At 71.7% G+C, this 18,511-nt stretch carries 22 protein-coding genes; 4 read left to right on the top strand and 18 right to left on the bottom strand.

The window, feature by feature from the left end; all coding sequences use genetic code 11:
• Nucleotides 1-15 precede the first annotated feature (15 nt).
• Entirely contained in the window at nucleotides 16-210 is a 195-nt protein-coding gene (locus tag ASG04_RS05320; RefSeq protein ID WP_056121204.1) for a PspC domain-containing protein, read from the bottom strand.
• Nucleotides 211-220: 10 nt separating this feature from the next.
• Complete coding sequence (locus tag ASG04_RS05315; RefSeq protein ID WP_235515442.1) at nucleotides 221-1,159, bottom strand: NADP-dependent oxidoreductase; 939 nt, start codon at nucleotides 1,157-1,159, stop codon at nucleotides 221-223.
• A gap of 79 nt (nucleotides 1,160-1,238) precedes the next feature.
• Here ASG04_RS05315 and ASG04_RS05310 point away from each other — a divergent pair, with 79 nt between their 5' ends.
• Entirely contained in the window at nucleotides 1,239-2,057 is an 819-nt protein-coding gene (locus ASG04_RS05310) for a shikimate 5-dehydrogenase (protein WP_056121201.1), read from the top strand.
• Nucleotides 2,058-2,109: 52 nt separating this feature from the next.
• On the opposite strand, the gene ASG04_RS05305 is transcribed toward ASG04_RS05310, so the two are convergent.
• Genes ASG04_RS05305 through ASG04_RS05295 form a run of 3 tightly spaced genes read right to left on the bottom strand, consistent with a single transcriptional unit; the run spans nucleotide 2,110 to nucleotide 4,688 of the window.
• A complete protein-coding gene (locus ASG04_RS05305) occupies nucleotides 2,110-2,550 on the bottom strand; it encodes an SRPBCC family protein (protein WP_056121607.1) in 441 nt (146 codons plus the stop codon).
• A gap of 5 nt (nucleotides 2,551-2,555) precedes the next feature.
• Nucleotides 2,556-4,001 (bottom strand): phytoene desaturase family protein, encoded by a 1,446-nt coding sequence (locus tag ASG04_RS05300; protein ID WP_056121199.1) that lies wholly within the window; start codon nucleotides 3,999-4,001, stop codon nucleotides 2,556-2,558.
• Nucleotides 4,002-4,010: 9 nt separating this feature from the next.
• Entirely contained in the window at nucleotides 4,011-4,688 is a 678-nt protein-coding gene (locus ASG04_RS05295; RefSeq protein WP_056121197.1) for a hypothetical protein, read from the bottom strand.
• Nucleotides 4,689-4,791: 103 nt separating this feature from the next.
• Between ASG04_RS05295 and ASG04_RS05290 the strand changes: the two genes are divergently transcribed.
• On the top strand, nucleotides 4,792-5,067 hold the full coding sequence (locus ASG04_RS05290) for a hypothetical protein (RefSeq protein ID WP_056121605.1): 276 nt from the start codon (nucleotides 4,792-4,794) through the stop codon (nucleotides 5,065-5,067).
• Between the two features lie 8 nt (nucleotides 5,068-5,075).
• Here the strand turns inward: ASG04_RS05290 and ASG04_RS05285 are convergent, their stop codons facing one another.
• The 3 genes from ASG04_RS05285 to ASG04_RS05275 form a co-directional block, all read right to left on the bottom strand.
• Complete coding sequence (locus ASG04_RS05285; RefSeq protein WP_056121191.1) at nucleotides 5,076-5,603, bottom strand: GNAT family N-acetyltransferase; 528 nt, start codon at nucleotides 5,601-5,603, stop codon at nucleotides 5,076-5,078.
• A 71-nt stretch (nucleotides 5,604-5,674) separates the two neighbouring features.
• On the bottom strand, nucleotides 5,675-6,952 hold the full coding sequence (locus ASG04_RS05280; protein ID WP_056121190.1) for an ABC transporter permease: 1,278 nt from the start codon (nucleotides 6,950-6,952) through the stop codon (nucleotides 5,675-5,677).
• Nucleotides 6,949-7,755, bottom strand: a complete 807-nt coding sequence (locus ASG04_RS05275; RefSeq protein WP_056121189.1) for an ABC transporter ATP-binding protein — start codon at nucleotides 7,753-7,755, stop codon at nucleotides 6,949-6,951. The genes ASG04_RS05280 and ASG04_RS05275 overlap by 4 nt, the downstream gene beginning before the upstream one ends.
• A gap of 80 nt (nucleotides 7,756-7,835) precedes the next feature.
• Here ASG04_RS05275 and ASG04_RS05270 point away from each other — a divergent pair, with 80 nt between their 5' ends.
• Nucleotides 7,836-8,465, top strand: coding sequence for a TetR/AcrR family transcriptional regulator (locus ASG04_RS05270; RefSeq protein WP_056121188.1), 630 nt, complete (start codon nucleotides 7,836-7,838; stop codon nucleotides 8,463-8,465).
• Nucleotides 8,466-8,547: 82 nt separating this feature from the next.
• Here ASG04_RS05270 and ASG04_RS05265 read toward each other — a convergent pair whose 3' ends face one another.
• From ASG04_RS05265 to ASG04_RS05235, 7 genes are all read right to left on the bottom strand, one after another.
• Nucleotides 8,548-9,558: a glycine betaine ABC transporter substrate-binding protein gene (locus tag ASG04_RS05265; RefSeq protein ID WP_056121187.1), complete on the bottom strand. Its 1,011-nt coding sequence runs from the start codon at nucleotides 9,556-9,558 to the stop codon at nucleotides 8,548-8,550.
• Nucleotides 9,555-10,331: an ABC transporter permease gene (locus ASG04_RS05260; RefSeq protein WP_056121185.1), complete on the bottom strand. Its 777-nt coding sequence runs from the start codon at nucleotides 10,329-10,331 to the stop codon at nucleotides 9,555-9,557. Before ASG04_RS05260 ends, ASG04_RS05265 begins: the two co-directional genes overlap by 4 nt.
• On the bottom strand, nucleotides 10,324-11,583 hold the full coding sequence (locus tag ASG04_RS05255; RefSeq protein WP_056121183.1) for an ABC transporter ATP-binding protein: 1,260 nt from the start codon (nucleotides 11,581-11,583) through the stop codon (nucleotides 10,324-10,326). Before ASG04_RS05255 ends, ASG04_RS05260 begins: the two co-directional genes overlap by 8 nt.
• 7 nt (nucleotides 11,584-11,590) lie before the next feature.
• Nucleotides 11,591-12,238, bottom strand: a complete 648-nt coding sequence (locus ASG04_RS05250) for an ABC transporter permease (protein ID WP_056121178.1) — start codon at nucleotides 12,236-12,238, stop codon at nucleotides 11,591-11,593.
• 207 nt (nucleotides 12,239-12,445) lie between these two features.
• Nucleotides 12,446-13,165, bottom strand: a complete 720-nt coding sequence (locus ASG04_RS05245; RefSeq protein ID WP_082517828.1) for a DinB family protein — start codon at nucleotides 13,163-13,165, stop codon at nucleotides 12,446-12,448.
• Complete coding sequence (locus ASG04_RS05240; protein WP_056121177.1) at nucleotides 13,162-13,773, bottom strand: hypothetical protein; 612 nt, start codon at nucleotides 13,771-13,773, stop codon at nucleotides 13,162-13,164. The genes ASG04_RS05245 and ASG04_RS05240 overlap by 4 nt, the downstream gene beginning before the upstream one ends.
• 60 nt (nucleotides 13,774-13,833) lie before the next feature.
• On the bottom strand, nucleotides 13,834-14,709 hold the full coding sequence (locus ASG04_RS05235) for an aminoglycoside phosphotransferase family protein (protein WP_056121176.1): 876 nt from the start codon (nucleotides 14,707-14,709) through the stop codon (nucleotides 13,834-13,836).
• Between the two features lie 179 nt (nucleotides 14,710-14,888).
• Between ASG04_RS05235 and ASG04_RS05230 the strand changes: the two genes are divergently transcribed.
• Nucleotides 14,889-15,326, top strand: coding sequence for a hypothetical protein (locus ASG04_RS05230; protein WP_056121174.1), 438 nt, complete (start codon nucleotides 14,889-14,891; stop codon nucleotides 15,324-15,326).
• Here ASG04_RS05230 and ASG04_RS05225 read toward each other — a convergent pair.
• Genes ASG04_RS05225 through ASG04_RS05215 form a run of 3 tightly spaced genes read right to left on the bottom strand, consistent with a single transcriptional unit; the run spans nucleotide 15,289 to nucleotide 18,307 of the window.
• The gene (locus tag ASG04_RS05225) at nucleotides 15,289-16,446 is read right to left on the bottom strand and encodes a PP2C family protein-serine/threonine phosphatase (protein WP_056121172.1); all 1,158 of its coding nucleotides are present in this window, start codon (nucleotides 16,444-16,446) and stop codon (nucleotides 15,289-15,291) included. The genes ASG04_RS05230 and ASG04_RS05225 overlap by 38 nt on opposite strands.
• Entirely contained in the window at nucleotides 16,443-17,195 is a 753-nt protein-coding gene (locus tag ASG04_RS05220; RefSeq protein WP_056121170.1) for a ThuA domain-containing protein, read from the bottom strand. Before ASG04_RS05220 ends, ASG04_RS05225 begins: the two co-directional genes overlap by 4 nt.
• The gene (locus ASG04_RS05215; RefSeq protein WP_235515441.1) at nucleotides 17,192-18,307 is read right to left on the bottom strand and encodes a Gfo/Idh/MocA family protein; all 1,116 of its coding nucleotides are present in this window, start codon (nucleotides 18,305-18,307) and stop codon (nucleotides 17,192-17,194) included. The genes ASG04_RS05220 and ASG04_RS05215 overlap by 4 nt, the downstream gene beginning before the upstream one ends.
• Nucleotides 18,308-18,511: the final 204 nt, after the last annotated feature.

Genomic DNA, 18,511 nt, shown 5'->3' with positions numbered 1-18,511 from the left:
GTCCCCGATCGTCACTCAGCGTCGGCGACCGCCCTGTGCGGGCATCAGGATCCAGAGGATGACGTAGGCGATCCACAGCGGGCCGGGGAACAGGCTGAGCAGCGCCCAGATGACACGGACGAGGAACCGGGACCAGCCGAGACGGTCGGCGATCCCGGCACACACGCCGGCGAGCAGACGACCGGAACGGGGACGCGTGAGTGACTTCATGGCCCCGACGCTACGGGATCAGGACGATCTTGCCCCGGGTGTGCCCCTGCTCGAGCTGCTCGTAGGCGTCCTGCACGCGATCGAGCGGGTACGTGGCTGCGACGGGCACCTCGATCTCGCCGTCGGCGACCATCCGGGCGAGCGCCCCGAGGATCTCCGGGTCGGCGGTGTCGGTGCTGCCGGAGGTCTTCGCCCCGACCTCGGCCGCCGCCTCGAACGCGATGATCGTCTCGATGCGGTCCGCGGGGATGCCGAGCGCGATGCCCAGGTGGACGTACTCGGCGCCGTGCGTGTCGATCAGGGCGTCGACGCCGTTCGTCGCGAGCTCCTCGATGCGCTGCTGCAGTCCGTCGCCGTACGTCACCGGACGGGCGCGCTTCGACGCGAGCCACTCGTGGTTGGCCTCGGACGCGACGGCGATCACGTCGATGCCCTCGTTCGTGAGCAGCTGCGTGACGAACCCGCCGACGCCGCCCGCGGCGCCGGAGACGACGACGGTCTCCCCCGGCTTCGGGTCGACGGCGCGGACGGCCGCGGCCGCCGTGGTCGCGACGACGTCCAGCCCACCGGCGACCGTCCAGTCGAGCAACCGGGGCTTCTGGACGACCTGCTCCGCCGGCACGGAGACGTACTCCGCCTGGCTCGAGCGCTCCCACGACCAGCCGATGACCTCTTCGCGCTCGTCGACGCCGTCCACGCCCTCGCCGACCGCGACGACGATCCCGGCGAAGTCGGTGCCCTGCCCGGACGGGAGCTTCGTGTCGTCGCCACCGTCGAACAGGCCCTGGCGGATCGCGGCCTCGCCCGGGTTGATGCCGGCGGCGCGGACGCGGACGAGCACGCGCCCGGGTTCGACGGCCGGCACGGGGACGTCGGCCACGTGCAGCACGGAGCGGTCGCCCCACGCGTCAAATCGGACGGCTCGCATGGTCTCAGGAAGATCACTCATCACGCCCGACGGTACCCCTGCTGCGGCCCGACCCCGATGTGGACCGCTCCATCGGCGTGGCCGTGGGAGACTGGCGACCATGCCCATCCTCCACAAGGACATGCAGGTCTGCATCTCGCTCGCGGCCCGACCGAGCAACATCGGCACCCGGTTCCACAACGTCCTGTACGACGAGCTGGGGCTGGACTTCATCTACAAGGCGTTCACCACGACGGACCTGGCGGGCGCCGTCACGGGCATCCGGGCACTCGGGATCCGCGGCTGCTCGGTGTCGATGCCCTTCAAGGAGGCGATCATCCCGCTGGTCGACGTCGTCGAGGACTCGGCGGCCGCGATCCAGTCCGTCAACACCGTGGTGAACGACGACGGCGTGCTCACCGCGTCGAACACCGACTACGAGGCAGTCGCCGCCCTGCTGGCCTCGCACGGCGTCGACACGTCCGCGCGCGTGCTGCTGCGCGGCTCCGGTGGGATGGCGAAGGCGGTCACCGCAGCCTTCCGCGGCGCGGGCTTCGACCACCTGACGGTCGTCGCCCGCAACGCGGACACGGGGCGGGCCCTCGCCGACCAGTACGGCTACGACTGGACGCGCACCGAGGACGAGGCCGGTGACGCCGACCTGCTCGTCAACGTCACGCCCCTCGGGATGGACGGCGACGAGGCGGAGACGCTCGCCTTCGACCAGGCTCGCATCGACGCGGCCCACACGGTCTTCGACGTGGTCGCCTTCCCCTCGGAGACCCCGCTGGTGCGCGCCGGCCGGGCAGCTGACAAGCACGTCATCACGGGTGCCGAGGTCATCGCCCTGCAGGCCGCTCGCCAGTTCGAGCGGTACACGGGCGTCGCCCTGACCGACGACCAGGTGCGGCGCGCGAGCGAGTTCAGCCGCGCTCGGTAGCCGGCCACGGTCCGGACCGGAGGCTCGTCACCAGCTGGCACCGGGCCTCCCGTCAGCGGTCGGCGCGACCCGTCGCGACCCAGCCGAGCCGGCGGAGCGCCTCGCGGTTGCGGACCCAGATGAGCGGCTGCATGAGGAAGCCGGGGACGTACGTCATCGGCCCGCTGACCGCGTCCTCGACCATCGTGACCCGGCACCCACGCGCATGCGGCTCGACCGTCAGGGCCACGCGTGCCGCGCCGAGCGGCCAGCCCTCAGGCTGGATCACCAGGCTGCGCGGCGGGTCCCACTCCATCGATGTGGTGACGTCGTCGACCACGAGCGGCCACACACCGAACGAGTGGTGCAGGCGGGTGCCGACGGCCGGCCAGTCCGCCTCCTGCTTGCGCATGCGCGACGCACCCACGACCCACGTGGGGTAGAGCCAGCCGTCGCGGAGCACCGCGAAGACGGCCTCGGGCGAGCAGCGGATGATGCGGACGTTCTTCGCCATGGTGGTCACTCCTCCGGGCGCAGGTCGACGTCCTCGGACAGGCCGAACGTGTGCCGCAGGGCACTGCGCGCCGCGTGCCAGCCTGCCATGCCGTGCACACCGGGCCCGGGAGCCGCAGCTTCGGACGACAGGTACATGCCGCCGCCCATCCGCCACGGGTCGCTCGAGAGCACGGGGCGTTTGACCAGCTGCCAGAAGCTCGCGGCACCGGCGGCGATGTCTCCGCCGACGTAGTTCGGGTTGTACTCGCCCATCTGGACGGCGGTGCGGGAACTCGACGCCAGGACGGTGTCGCGGAAACCCGGGGCGAAGCGCTCGATCTGCCGGGTGACCATCTCGGTCGGGTCGACGTCGGAGCCCGCGGGCACGTGCGCGTACGCCCAGAAGACGTGCCTGCCGGCCGGCGCCCGAGACGGGTCGACGACCGTCGGCTCCGCGCCGAGGACGTAGGGCCGCTCGGCGTGCCGTCCGCGGGCGACGGCGCCCTCGGCTTCGGCGATCTCCTGGCGGGTCCCGCCGATGTGCACGGTGCCCGCCTTCCGGAGCTCGTCGTTGGTCCACGGCACCGCGTCGGACAGCGCGAAGTCCACCTTGGCGGCGGCGTTGCCGAACCGGAACCGGCGGAGTGCACCCCGGCGCGGCGACGGGATCTGGCTGCCGGCGATCCGCAGCATGCCGGGCACGCTCGTGTCGAACAGCACGGCCTTCGCGGGTGTCAGGTCACCGAGCGAGCGGATCTCGCGACCGGTCTCGATCGTGCCCCCGTGCGCGACCAGGTCGGCGGCGAGCGCGTCGACGATCGCCTGGCTGCCGCCGATCGGCACCGGCCAGCCCCGTGCGTGCGCGTAGGAGCCGAGCGACAGCGCCGCGGCGGCGGTCGAGAGCGAGGGGACGTGCTGGATCGAGTGCGCGGCGACGCCGGTCACCATCGCGGGGGCGACGTCCTGGCGGAAGCGTGCGTTCCACGCCCGGCTCCCCTGTTCCAGTGCGCGGAGCCCGAACCGCAGGACCGTGAGCGGGTGGCGCGGGACGTGCAGCAGCGCGTCGGTCGCGAAGTCGGCGACCTGGTCGGCGCTCCGCGAGAGCGGGCCCATCAGGGAGCGGAAGGCGGGGCCGTCGAGCCCGAGTTCCGCAGCGGTGCGCTCGAGGTCCTGGTAGGCGATGCCCGCACGGCCGCCGTCGAGCGGGTGGCCGTACTGCACCTCGGGCAGCCGGAGCTCGATGCGGCGTTCCATCTCGAACAGCCGGAAGAACTCGGACTGCAGCGCCATGGGGTGCACGGCGGAGCAGACGTCGTGGTGGAACCCGGACAGCGTGAGCTCGGCCGTGCGGGCTCCCCCGCCGATCGTGTCGTTGCGCTCGACGACCTCCACCGACAGCCCCGCCCGCGCGAGCGTCACCGCGGCGGCGAGCCCGTTGGGTCCCGCCCCGACCACCACCGCATCGACCATGCCCCGAGCCTACGAGCGGGCGGTGTCCGCACTCGCAGGGTCGGTGCCCTCGTCGGACTCGTCGAGGTCGTCCGGCTCGTCGGTGTCCTCGAGCGCCGCAGGCCCGGACCCGACGGGGTGCTCGGCGAGCAGGGCGGCGAAGTCCTCGGCGAGCATCTCCTGCACGCGCTCGTCACGCCCGATCTCGTAGCCCTCGGTCGGACGCTGCGCCCAGCCGAGCCGCCCGACGACCGTCGTGCCGATGTCGTCCCAGGCGCGGGCCCGGGCGGCCAGCACGATCCGGTCGACGAAGCCCTGGTCGTCCCGCCGCGAGTCGAGCATCTCGGCCAGGCGGTCGTAGGTGGCCTCGCGCATCCGGAGCGCCAGGTCGTCGCCGCGCTTGTAGTCGTGCTGGTGCTTCGAACGGCCCTTCTGCTTGAGGGCCTTCGCGCGGATGTCCCGCATGCGCTCCGCGTCGCCGCGCTGCTCCTCCGCCATCCGGTGCAGTTCTTCGCGCACGTTCTCGGCGGCGACGGCGTGGTCGAAGAAGCCCTGGTCCCGCAGGGAGTTGGTGATGATGCGGTTCGCCACGGCGATCGTGACGGCCGCCTTCGAGATGAGGAAGCCCTCGTCGACCGCCCGCTTCAGCTCGACCTGGCTGACGGGTCGCTCGGTGGAGTCCTTGCCACGTCGTCCGAACATCGCCATGCCCTCGACGATACCGGCGGAGGTCGGCCGTCCGTCCGCAGGTGGACCCGGATCACCGACGGGAGGGACGACTCGCCGCACCCGCGTCCCTAGCGTGGTGCACATGGTCACCTCCACCACCGCTCCCCGTACCGGCCTCGGCACCGCCAGCCTGGTCCTCGGCATCTGCTCGCTGCTCGCCGGGTGGACCTTCGTCGCGCCGGTCGTCGGACTGGTGCTCGGCATCATGTCCCGCAGCCGCGAACCCCTGGCCCGCGGCCGCGCGGGGTGGGGCATCCTGCTCAACCTCGTCGCGCTGGCGATCTGGGTCCTGCTCGGTGTCGTCTTCCTGGCGTTCGGCACGCTGGCCGTCTGGTCCCGTACGACCCAGGGCGGCTGAGCGACGGGTCAGAGCACCAGTCCGTACACGGCGACGTCGACGCGTCGCTCCCCCAGCGGCATCCCACTGCGCAGGGTCCCCTCGTGCGTGAACCCGAGCCGCTCGGCCAGCCCACGACTGCGCACGTTGTCCGCCGCCGTCCGGATCTCGACACGGTGCGCGCCCCGCGCCTGCGCGACCTCGACGAGGGCCGATGCTGCGCGCCGGGCGACCCCGCGGCCCTCCAGTCCGGCATCGACCCAGTAGCCGAGCGACGCCTGCCCCAGGTAGGTGTCGAACGCCAGCGACGCCGCGCCGACGATGCGGTCCTGCTCGCGGACGACGCACGGCAGCGACCGGTCCATCGCGTACTGGCCGAGCATGTGCTCCGTGTACCGCTCGGTGCCCGCGAGCGTCTGCGGTCCCCACGCCCACGGTTCGGCGGCCCGCAGGCGGTCGAGGTTCGCGAGCACGAGGTCGTGCACCGGACGCACCGTCGACAGGTCGCGCAGCGTCAGCGTGTACCCGTCACCGAGGTCCCGTCCGTACGCCGCCACGTCCTCGACACTAGGCACGCGCGACGGGCCCCGTCCGGCGTGGACGGGGCCGTCGCGCGCGGTGGACCGGACTACTCGTAGCGCAGGGCCTCGATCGGGTTCTGGCGTGCCGCGCGGCGTGCGGGCAGCGTGCCGGCCAGGAACGCGATGGCCATCACGACGAGGATGATCGTGATCACCGAGGAGGGTGCGAACTGCAGGATCTGCAGCCCGGGCAGGTCCTTGAGCACGGTCCCGGCGAGCACGTTCGAGATCCCCGTCCCGAGTGCGATCGCGACACCGGCGCCGATCGCGCTCCCGAGGAAGCCGATGAAGACGGCCTCGAGCGAGAAGAGCGTGTAGACCTTGCCGCCGCCCATGCCCATCGCCTTCATGAGCCCGATCTCGCGGGTGCGCTCCTGGACGCTCATCAGCAGCGTGTTGATGATGCCGAACCCGGCCGCGACCAGGGCGATCACGGCGAACGCGTTGAGCACGCCCACGATGCCGTTGATGACGGTCTGGAACTGCCCGAGCTGGTCTTGGATGGTCTGCCCGGTGAAGCCGGCCTTCGACAGCGCGCTCTTGACGGTCGACGCCGACGCGCCGGATGTCAGCGTGGCTGACGCGCTGGCGTACGAGGTCGCGATCGATGCGGGCTTGCCGGTCTCCTGCGCCGTCTGCATGGCGTCGGTGAGCGCCGTGTTCGCGCCGGCGCTCCCGCCGAACAGCGACTCGTTCTGGACGCCCACGACCGTGGCCGTCAGGGTGTGCTCGCCGCCCTGGTAGTCGTCCACCGCGAAGGTGAGCTCCTTGCCGACGGCGGCCTTCGCGCTGCCGAGCCCGAGGTTCTCGAGGTAGTTCGTGGGCAGGATCACCTGGTTCGCGTCGGTGCTGTCGTCGAGCTGCTTCCCCGAGGCCAGGTCGGCCTTGAGTTCGCCGGCGTTGGCGGACAGCGCCACGACGTACTTGCCGTCGCTGCCGTGCTCGGCGTACTTCGGGCTGAGCGCGACGGCCGGACGCACGGTGTCGATGCCCCGCACGTCCTTGATCTTGTCGACGTCGGACTGGGACAGGTACCCGAACGACGCCGGCCCGCGGTCGACGCTCTGGCTCGACGCGTCGGGGTCGTACTTCGCGGGGCCGCTGTCGGTGGACGAGCTGTCGACGGTCTTGGTGATCGTCAACGAGCCGGTGTCGCCGATCGAGGCCACCTGGGTGTCGATGTAGTTGCCGACGCCCGTGCCGATCGCCGAGGTCAGCGTGATGGTGAACGCGCCGATGAAGATCGCGATGACGGTGAGCGTGGTGCGGAGCTTCGAGCGGAAGGTGTTGCCGACGGCGGTCCGCAGCAGGTCGAGGAAGTTCATGCGGAGTGCCTTCCGTGGTGCTCGGGCTGGCCCGGGGCAGTGGACGCAGTGGCGGAGGGCGCCGTGGCAGCCGACGCAGCGGGTGCAGGCGCAGCGGCTGCGGGCGCGGGCGCACCGTCGTCCGACCCGCCCACGATGAGCCCGTCGCGCACGTTGACGCTCCGGTCGCAGCGCGCCGCGAGGTCCTCGTCGTGGGTGACGACGACGAGCGTGATCCCCCGCTCGCGCTGCAGGCCGAACAGCAGGTCCTCGACGATCTCGCCCGTGTTCGTGTCGAGGTTGCCGGTGGGCTCGTCGGCGAAGATCACGCTCGGCTCCCCCACCAGTGCCCGGGCGATGACGACGCGCTGCTTCTGTCCGCCGGACAGGTCGTTCGCGTCGCTCCTGGCCTTGTCCGCCAGCCCGAGGGCGTCGAGTGCCGCCATGCCCCGGCGCTTCCGCTCGGCCCCGGAGACGCCGGCGATCTTGAGCGGGAGCACGACGTTGTCGAGCACCGAGGTCTTCGGCGTCAGGAAGAACTGCTGGAACACGAAGCCGAACGTGCTGTTCCGCGTGCGGTTGACCTGGCGAGCGCTCAGCGACGCGGCGTCCGCGCCGTCGAGCAGGACCTCGCCCGTCGAGGGCCGGTCGAGCAACGCCAGCAGGTGCATGAGCGTCGACTTGCCGGACCCGGACTTGCCCACGATCGCCAGGCTCTCGCCCTGGTGCACGGCGAGGGACACCCCCTTCAGTGCATCGAACCGCGTGGAACCGCGGCCGTAGGTCCTCGTGAGGTCTCTGGCCTCGAGCACGGGAGTCGTCATGGACCCACCGTACTGTCCGATGCACGAATGCAAGTTTGCATCTGCTGTAGACACTGTGACTTCCCGGTTACAGTCGTGCCATGCCCGAGACCGCGCCGACCCCTGCACTCGGTCTCCGTGACCGCAAGCGGATCGAGACGCGGCACCGGATCGCCGAGTCCGCCCGCTCGCTCGCACTCGAGCAGGACATCGACCACACCACGATCGAGCAGATCGCCGCGCGCGCCGACATCTCGCCGCGCACCTTCTTCAACTACTTCGACAGCAAGGAGGACGCGGTCCTCGGGCACACCGAGCTCGACCTGTCGCCGGAGACCCTCGCGGACCACCTGCGCGCCGTCGCCGGGGAGCCCGCAGCGCAGGCCGTGGTCGACCTGGCCTTCCTGGTGTTCGGCGAGACCTTCGGCGACGAGCGCGAGCGCGAGACGCGGAAAGAGGTGCTGGTGCGGTTCCCCCAGCTGATGCGTCGGCAGGTCGCGCGGATGACGACCGTCGCCGAGGCGATGACCGGCGCCGTCCGCACGGTGCTCGAGCGGGATCCCGCGTGGGGGCCGGAGGCCGCGACCCCCCAGGCCGCCGAGATGCTGCTCGGGATGGTGATGACCGCGCTCCGGAGTGCCGCCCGGCACGAGGGCACGGACCCGGACGAGGTCCGGGTGACCGTGGCCGCCCTGATCCGCGACACGGCGGCGCGGATCAGCGCGGCCTGAAACCGCACTCCGCAACGGACGGGAGGCGCGGTGCCAGCTGGCACCGCGCCTCCCGTCTGTCTGCTGGTCGGGTCCGGACCCGTCAGCCCTTGCTGATGAAGCCCTCGTCGACCATCCAGTCGAAGGCGACGTCGGCGGGTTCGCGCCCCTCGACGTCGACCTGGCGGTTGAGCTCCTGCAGCACCGCGTCGGTCAGCTTCGGCGAGATCTGGTTGTAGATGCCGCGCAGCTGCGGGTACTCCTCGAGCGTTGCGCTGTCGAGCACCGGAGCGACGTTGTAGGCGGGGAAGAAGCCCTCGTCGTCCTGCAGCACGTCGAGCCCGAGGGACTTGATGCGGCCGTCGGTCGTGAAGACCTCGCCGAAGTTGCACCGTCCGCGGTCCGTCGCCGTGTAGACCGTGCCGGTGTCGAGGATGTCGACGTTCCCCTTCGGGATGCCGTTGTCGCCCGAGCCACCCAGCTCGAGCCCGTACTTCTCGAGCATCGGCTTGAAGCCGTCCGCACGCGAGTTGAACTCGGACTCGACGCAGAACGTGCGCTGGTCCTTCGGCAGGTCGCCGATCTGCGACAGCTTCGTGATGCCGCCGAGCTCCTCGACCGCCTCCTTCCGCACCGCGAACGCGTAGGTGTTGTTCATCGGTGCGGGCTTCAGCCAGGTCAGGCCGTTGCCGGCGTCCTCCTTGCGGACCGCCTGCCACTGCTCGGTCTTGTCCGGGATGCCCTCCTTGTGGCCCATGTAGGTCAGCCACGCGGTGCCGGTGTACTCGTACGTCATGTCGGCGTCGTGCCCGGTCATGAGCTGGCGGACGGCGACGCTGCCCGGGACGTTCGTCTCGTCGGTGACGTCGAACCCGGCGGCCTTCGCCGCGAGCACGCCGATCTTGCCGAGCACGAGCTGCTCGGTGAAGTTCTTCGACGTGACGGTGATGTGGGCGCCCTCGGGCAGGTCGTCGATGCGCTCGATGGAGCCCGGTCCGGCGGCGGGGACGAATGATGCGGCGGGCTGCAGGCCACAGCCGGTCAGGGCCAGGGCGGCGGCACCGGCGACGAGGGTCGCCGCCAGGCGACGGGTCGTGCGTGAGCGGGTCGTCATCGGAGTCCCTTCGGTCGTGCGACGGTCTCGACGATGCGGCCGAGCCAGTCGATGGACAGCGCGAGCAGCGCGATGAGGAGCGCTCCGGACACCAGCACCTTGGGCAGGAACAGGTTCACGCCGGTGGTGATGAGCAACCCGAGCCCACCGGCCCCGATGAAGGTCGCCAGCGCGGCCGACCCGACCAGCAGCACGAGGGCGGTGCGGATGCCCGCGAGCATGACCGGCACGGCGAGGGGCAGTTCGACCTTCACCAGGACCGAGAAGGCGCTCATGCCCATGCCACGGCCGGCCTCGACCAGGCGGCCGTCGACGCTCTCGATGCCGATGATGGTGTTGCGGAGCACCGGCAGGATCGCGTAGAGCACGAGCGCCACGACGGCGGCCCAGAACGAGAACCCGAGCCAGAACGCGAGCAGGACGACCAGACCGATGGCGGGTGCCGCCTGCCCGAAGTTGGCGATGGCCAGGATGAAGCCGCTGGCCCGGCGCAGCGGTCCGCGCGTCAGCACGATGCCGAGCGGGATCGCGACCACGAGCACGATGACGGTCGACACGATGGTCAGCTGCACGTGCTGCCAGGTGAGCGACAGCAGGCCGGAGGGGTTGAGCGTCGACCGCTCCGTCGCGGTCAGGTCGGCCGTGGCCAGCCAGACGGCGAACGCGGCGAGCACGACCAGGATCGCGACGGGCTGGATGACGAGCGGCTTCCACGACCCGCTGCGCGCGGTCTTGCCGGTGGTGGCGGCCGGTTCCACGAGGACGTCAGTCATCCGCGGACCCCCCGACGGTGGCCGGCGCCGGCATCGTCTCGATCGGGTTGGTGTTCGTGCCGACCGGCGTGTACGCCTGCTCCTCGGCCGCTGCGGCACGGGACCGGGTGATCGCGTCCATGACGGTCTCGACGGTGATCACGCCGCGGAAGGAGTCGCGGCGCCCGGTGACCAGCGCGGCACCGGCGCTCGAGACGAGCATGGTGTCGAGCGCGTCGTTCAGCGTCGCGGCCTCGCCGACCACGGGCAGGTCCGGCTCGATGCCCTCGGGGATGCGGTCGAGGCGCTCGAGCTGACGGCGCGACGGCCACCCGATCGGGCGCTGCCGACGGTCGACGACCACGGCGTGCCCGTGCCCACCGGCCTCGCGCATGCGCTGCAGCACGGCCTTCGCCTCCTCGCCGGGCGAGCAGGTGACGGCGTCGACGACCTCGACGTCGCGCACCCGGTTCAGCGTGAGCTGCTTCAGCCCGGCGCCGGAGCCGATGAAGTTCTCGACGAACTCGTTCGCGGGCTCGGCCAGGATGCGCTCCGGGGTGTCGTACTGCACGATGTGCGCGCCCTCGGAAAAGATCACGATCCAGTCGCCCAGCTTCACGGCCTCGTCGAAGTCGTGCGTGACGATCACGATCGTCTTGTGCAGCTCTTCCTGGATGCGCAGGAGCTCGTCCTGCAGGCGCTGCCGGGTGATCGGGTCGACGGCACCGAAGGGCTCGTCCATCAGCAGCACGGGCGGGTCCGCGGCGAGGGCACGGGCCACGCCCACGCGCTGCTGCTGCCCGCCGGAGAGCTCACGGGGGAAGCGGTCGCGGTAGGTGTCGGGGTCCAGCGAGACCAGGTCGAGGAGCTCGTCCACGCGGGCGGCGATCCGGTCCTTGGACCACCCGAGCATCTTCGGGACGATCGCGATGTTCGCCGCGACGGTCATGTGCGGGAAGAGCCCGCCGGCCTGGATCACGTAGCCCATCCGCCGACGGAGCTCGTCGCCGTCGATGGCGGTCACGTCGTCGTCGCCCACCACGATCCGGCCCTCGGTGGGCTCGATCAGGCGGTTGATCATCTTGAGCGTCGTCGTCTTGCCGCAGCCCGAGGGGCCGACGAGCATGACGATCTTGCCGGCCGGGATCTCGAGCGTGATGCCGTCGACGGCGGGCTTCGACTGCCCGGCGTACCGCTTGGTGACGGTGTCGAGCAAGATGCTGCGGCCCGTGACGTCGCCGTCGGCGGCCACGGGTGCGTCGGTGGTGGACATGGGTGCGTCAGTGCTGGACACGGATACCTCGCGAGGTGGTCAGACGGCCGAGGCCGAGGAGGAGCAGGTCGAGGACGAGGGCGAGCAGGACGACACCGACCACACCCACCACGACGGAGTTGAGCGCGTTGGCACCGCCGAGTCGCGACAGGCCGGAGAAGATGAAGCCGCCGAGCCCCGGGCCGAGCGCGTAGGCGGCGACCGCGGCCACGCCCATCACCATCTGCGCGGAGACGCGCACGCCGGTGAGGATGATCGGCCACGCCATCGGCAGTTCGACCTGCACGAGCGTGCGGAACCGACCCATGCCGATGCCGCGGGCCGACTCGACGACGGCAGGGGAGATCTCGCTCAGCCCGACGACCGCGTTGCGCAGGATCGGCAGGGCGGCGAAGAAGGTGATCGTCACCACGGACGGCACGACGCCGAACCCGAGCGGGACGAGCAGCAGGCCGATCACGGCGAACGACGGCAGCGTCAACCCGATGGTCGACACCTCGTTCGCGACGGACCGGAAGCGCGGGCTGCGGTAGACGAGTGCTGCGAGCACCACGGCGATGACGGTGGCGAGCACGGTGCACTGGACGACCAGTGAGAAGTGCTGCCACGACGCGAACCAGATCTGGCTCCATCGCTCCACGACGTACTGGAACACCGGGACGGGCTCCTCTCGGGTCGGCAGTCCTGCCCACGGAACGGGGCACGAACGTCGCCAAAGCTAGCCATCGCACGCGGTAGTTGTACAACCGCAAAGGTCCGGAGCGCGCTCGACGCTGCTCGCGACGATCACGAGAAGCCCAGGTCAGCGGCTGTTGTCCGCAGCAACCCTGGGAGAACGGTAACGATCCGGCTGGGGACCCCGCTACAGCCCAGCGCTCCGCAGGCCCGCCTGTTCCGCGATGCCGACCAGGTGCTCCCGCCAGTCCTGCCACGCAGCGGGCGACCGGTCCGCCAGGTTGCCGTCGCCGTCGCCCGCCAGCCCGTCGAGCATCTCGCGGACGATGTCGACGTGTCCCGCATGCCGTGCCGTCTCGTACGCCATGTGCACCAGGACCCGGTGCAGCGTCACGTCGCGCACTTCCTCCGGCCACCACGGGACGACCCCGCGGGCGTCGAGGTCGAGCGCCGCGATGGTGGCGTCGGCGTGCGCGGCGCTGGCGTGGTGGAAGGCGACGACGTCGGCCACGGTCTCGTCGAGCGTCGCGTACATGTCGGCATCGGGGGCCGCACCCTCGCGCATCCAGGGCGGCAGGTCCGGGAACGGACGCCCGAACACCGCCCCGAAGTACTCCACCTGCACCGATGCCACGTGCTTGACCACGCCGAGGACGTTCGTGCCGGTCGGCGTGACCGGCCACCGAGCCTGGCGCTCCGCGAGCCCGTCGAGCTTGCCGACCAGTGCTGCCCGGTGCTTCTGCAGGTAGCGGTGCAGGGTCGACTTCACGGTGGCGGCGTCGGTCACCGGCCGCGTCCCCTCGTCCGACAGCCGGGCGTTCCCGACGCCGGCGAGGGTGTCACCGTGCACCGCCGACCGCACCGCCGGCAAGTCGTCGGGCACGGGGGAGTCGACAGCGGGGCTCATGCCCCCGATCGTGCCACCGTCCGCTCACGGACGTGCTCCGACTCGGTGACCGCGACGCGTTCCGCCGTCAGCAGGAGTCCGGCGACGTCCGCGGAGGTCCGCGACGGTGCGTCGTTCCAGCTCGTCAGGTCACGCACACGACCCATCCGGACGTCGGGTGCGGGGCACCAGAGCACCGGTGCACCCTCGTCGGCCGCCAGCGCGTGCCACACCACGTCGAGGGCGCGCTGCACCGGCTGCGAGTGGACGGCGTGCGGGCCGCCTGCGGCGTAGACCACCGCGCCGACCAGGCACGCCCCGACGAGCGGGCGTCCGGCGACGTCCATCGCGGCGGCGCTCGAGGCCTTGCGGGTCCGGCCCTTCTCGTCGACGTAGGCGAACCACGCGTGCTGGATCCAGCCGCGTTCGATCACCGCGCGGGCGCCGGAGAGCAGGCGCTCGAGGTCGGCGAGCTCGAGCAGCTCGACTTCGGCACGGCGGACCCGGGCAGCGGCTCGGCGGGCCGCGAGACGGTCGAGGAGACCGCGGACGCCGGAGCGGGCGGGCGCGGAGGAGGAGGGAGCGGCGTCGGTGTCGACGTCGTGCTGGACGCGGAACTCGAGGGTCATCAGGCCCCTCCGATCTTCACGTGCACGGATTGGTGTGGAGTGACGATAACCCCGTTCTCGTCACCCGTCGAGAGCCGCTGCCATCCCGCGCACACCGACGGTCCGGAACGCGCTGTCGTCGCTGGTCCACAGGGCCGAGGCGATGGACACGGCCCAGCCGCGGGCCCGCAACCGGGTGGCGTCGTCGACCGCGACGCGCTCCAGGAAGACGGCCCGTGCCTCCCGGTCGAGCGTCAGCCAGGCGGTCGCGAGGTCGACGGCGGGGTCGCCGGCCGTGACGTCGCCGAAGTCCACGACCGCCGACAGGCGGTCGCCGTCCGGTCCGGGTTCGACGAGCAGGTTGAACGGGTGCAGGTCGCCGTGCACCCAGACGGGAGGCCCGGCGTGCGTCCGTGCGGACGCCGCGGCCCGCCAGAGCGCGGCCAACTCCGGAGCACGGGGCACGTCCTCCGATCGCAGCCGGTGCAGGACGGCGTCCGTCCGGGTCGCGAGGGGCACCGCGCGGACCGGGTTCACCGGGGCGTCCGACGGCGCCGGGACGTGGAGCAGGCGGACGAACGCGGCGAGCGCCTCGGCCAGGACGACGCCGCCGAGCCGTTCGCCCGCCGCCGTCCCCGGCAGCCAGGGCACGACGCTCCACGACCAGGGGTAGCCGAGCGCCGGACGGCCGGTGCGGACGGGCGCGGGCACGGGGACGACGGCGGCGACCTGCCGGGCCAGCTCGGGGAGCCACCGCTGCTCGTGCTCGATGAGCGTCGCGGCGGCCGAACGGCGGGGGAGCCGGACGGCCAGCGTGTCCCCGAGGCGGACGACCACGTTGTCCCACCCGTTTGCAGCGACCGTGAGCGGCAACGCGGCGAGGTCGGGGTGCTGGTCGGCCAGGAGCGCACGCACCAGTGTCGCGTCGACGGTGTGCTCGGCGGCGGGTGTCGGCATCGGGTCAGGGTAGTGCGCGCGCCCCTCCCGCCGTCCCCACGAACGGGGGCGTGCAGATGGTGAGGACTACTTGGTATTTTCTCAGCATCGGTCGCGTGGGCTCGTTGGGGGGGGCTCACGACCCGAGGGCGGCAACGCTCACCAGCGCTCGTCAGGCACGGTGTCCTACGGTTCCCGGCATGGACGGATGGCGGAACCCGGTGCGCTGGGCACGGACGGGGCGGTGGCTCCTGGTGCCGATCGCGGTGCTCGACTGGTTCACGCTCGTGCCCCAGGGTGCCTTCGTCGCCGCGTTCGCCGTCGCGGTGCTCGGGCTGGCGGCCGTCGCCGCTGCGCTCGTCGTGCGGATGCTGCGCGGCCGCCGCGGTGCGATGGCCGCACTCGGCGTCGTGATGCTGCTCGGGGGCCTCGCCTGGTTCGTCCTCGACCCGTTCCCCGGGTCCTTCCCGCTGATCGACGCCTGGTGGCCGGACGCCGTCACACAGCCGCAGCACGTCGGCAGCGCCTACTGGCAGCTGGCCGGACTCGGCATCGAGCTGTGTGCGTTCGGGCTGCTCGGGACGCTGCTGGTCGCCGCGCTCACCCGACCGGTCGGCGGGTCAGCACCGCGACGGTGACGTCGGCGTCGGGTGCCGTCGGCAGCAGCGCCAGGACGCGGTCGGCGAAGTCCGGGCCCGCGTCGACGGCGAGCGTGGCCACGGCGTCGATGTCCGGGAGACCGTCGAGTGCGAACACGCCGTCGGTGAAGAGCACGAGCCGGTCACCGGGCTCGAGGGCCCCCTCGACGTGCGTGCGCGTCGACCCCCGCTGCAGGCCGATCGGCAGGTCGAGCGTGCGCAGGACCGTGTGCGTGCCGTCCGCGCCGAGGTGCAGCGCCAGGCCGTGCCCCGCGTCGACGAACACCATCCGTCCGGTGTCGGGCTCGACCCGCACGTGGAACAGCGACCCGACGGCTCCCGACGCGGCGAGGTCGTCGCCGATCTGGGTCTCGAGCGCCGGACCGTCCGACCCGAGTTCGACGTCGGTGCGCGCCACGACGGCCGACCTGATCGTCGACGCCAGCAGGGCAGCCGCGCGACCCGCCGCCGACACGGACCCGATTGTCAGGCGCAGCGTGCCGTCCGCGGCGAGGCGCCAGTCGGCGACGTCCCCGGATGACTCGCGTGCCGACGTCACCACCTGCAGGTCGTGTCCGGGGACCTCGACCGGGTCGGGCGTCATGCCCGCCAGGACCTTGCGGACCCGGTCCAGGTCCATCGCGTGTCCGAGCTCGCGCTCCGCCCAGCGCGCCAGGTCCGTCAGGAGCTCGAGTTCCTCGGCGGACAGGTCGCGGGGCTCCGCGTCCATGATGCAGAGCGTGCCGACCTGCGTCCCGTCGGGCATCGACAGCGGGGCGCCCGCGTAGAAGCGGATGCCCTGCTCGCGGACCGCCGCCATGTCCTTGAACCGTGGGTCGAGCGTGGCGTCGCGGACCGTCACCGGGCCGTCGTGCATGACGGTCACCGAGCAGAAGACCTGGTCGGACGGGGCACTGCCCCCCTGCTCCCACCCCTGCGTCGACTGGGCGGTGACGACGTCGTGGTGCACGAGGTTGAGGAAGCTCAACGGGACCCCGAACGCCTGCTGCGTCATGCGGGTGATCCGGTCGAAGCGCTCCTCGGGACCGCTGCCGAGGATGCCGAGGGCCTCGACGGCAGCGGTCCTGCGGGTGGAACTCTGATCCGTGGTGGTGGTCACCCGTCCTGTCTACCCGCACCCGGAGCCAGGAACCAGTCCCGAGGGTGGGGGTCGGCGCTCAGTGTCCGGCGGGGCGTCGACGGTGCTGCCCAGCCGGCCGCGTTCGCCAGGACCCGCTGGATGTCGGCGTGGTGGTACACCGGGTACTCCTGGTCGCCGGGCGAGAAGTAGAACACCCGTCCGCGACCGCGGCGGTACGCGACACCCGAGCGGAAGACCTCGCCGCCGGCGAACGTCGACAGGAACACTTCTTCGTCGGGTCGGGGGATGTCGAAGTACTCGCCGTACATCTCCTGCCGGTCGATGACGATCGGGTGCGGCACGCCCTCGGCGATCGGGTGCTCGGGCGCCGTGGTCCACACCAGCTCGCGCTCCCCGTCGTTGCGCCACTTCAGCGAGCACGTGGTGCCCATCAGCCACTTGAAGGGCTTCGAGTAGTGCCCGGAGTGCAGCACCACGAGGCCCATGCCGGCGTGGACGGCGTCGACCACGCGCTGCACGACCGCGTCGGCGACCTGGTCGTGCGCGACGTGCCCCCACCAGAACAGGACGTCGGTGGCGTCCAGGCGTTCCTGCGTCAGCCCGTGCTCGGGCTCCTGCAGCGTCGCGGTCGTGACGTCGGCATCGGGGTGGTGCTGGCGCAGCGCGTCCGCGACCACGGTGTGGATGCCGTTCGGGTAGTGCCCGAGGACGATCTCGTCCCCGCGGCTCTCGTGCACGTTCTCGTTCCAGACGACGATGTTGGTCACGCCTGCACCTCCACTTCGTGCCCGGCAGCCGCGGACGCGTAGATCGCGTCGACGACACGGCTCCGGTGCAGTGCGAACTCCCCGTGGTGGCCGTCGTGCAGGCCGCTCCGGATCGTCGCGATGAACTCCTCGATGACGCGCTGGTGGTGCCCGGACGGCACCTGGACGGCGGGACGGGTGACCGTCGGCACGCCCTGCTCGTCCGAGTACAGCGTCACGGTGCCCTCGGTCGCGTAGTCGCGGACGAAGAGGCGCGCGCCGCCGGTCGACCCGAGCAGCTCGACCTCGATGTCCTCGGCGTCCTTCGAGTAGCTGGCCCACGAGGCCTGCAGCTGCAGGCTCGACCCGTCGTCGAAGCGCAGCAGGGCGCTCGCGAAGTCCTCGACGTCGAACGGGCGACCGGTGGCGGCCGACACCGGCGTGCGGGCGCTCCCACCACGGCCGGCGCTGCCGAGCTCGTTGTACGCCACGGCGCTCGCCGTGACGACCCGGGGTTCGCCCATCAGGTGCAGCGCGATGTCGAGCACGTGCGAGCCGAGGTCGATGAGCGGACCGCCGCCCGCTGTCTCCTTGTTCGCGAACCAGCTCTGGATGCCGGGGATGCCGGCGCGACGCAGCCAGCTGGCACGGGCGTGGTAGACGTGGCCGAGCGGGTCGCCCTGGGCCAGGTGGTTCGCCAGGAACTGCACGTCGGCGCGGCGCCGGTGGTTGTAGGCGACCTCGAGCACGCGGTCGTTCTCGACCGCGGCGTCGACCATCTCCTGCGCCTGGTCGCCGGTCGTGGCGAGGGGCTTCTCGCAGAAGACGTGCTTGCCCGACGTCAGTGCGGCCACCGCGATCGGGTGGTGCAGGGAGTTCGGCACGCCGATCGACACGATGTCGAGGTCGTCGCGGGCGACCAGGTCCTGCCAGTCCTCGTACCGGTTCGGCACGTGCCGGGACTCAGCGAGTTCGGCCAGTCGGGCCGGTTCCTGCCCCGCGAGTGCCACCACCTCGACTCCGGGCAGGGCCGTGTAGGCGTCGAGGTGGGTGGTCCCGGCGAACCCGAGCCCCACCACCCCGACTCGGAGTGTGCGGGTCGGATCCGTCGTCGTGTTGGTCGTCATCGACATGCCTCCGACGCTACCCGAGGCTTGTGTCGAATCGATACGACCTCCGGCGTGTCACCGCCTCCGCGCGTCGCGAGGTCGCACGACGCGCCGCTCACGTCCCGCGACGTCGCGCACCCTGTCGCCCGCGTGCCCGACGGCCGACGGAACGTGCGACGTGGGCCGATGACGTGCGGCACGTCGTGCGACGCCGGAGCCCCGCCCGAT

Source organism: Curtobacterium sp. Leaf183 (genome assembly GCF_001424385.1).
GTDB lineage: Bacteria > Actinomycetota > Actinomycetes > Actinomycetales > Microbacteriaceae > Curtobacterium.
The sequence above is the reverse complement of the archived record's forward strand: the minus strand, read 5'-3'. Positions and strand labels throughout refer to the sequence as shown.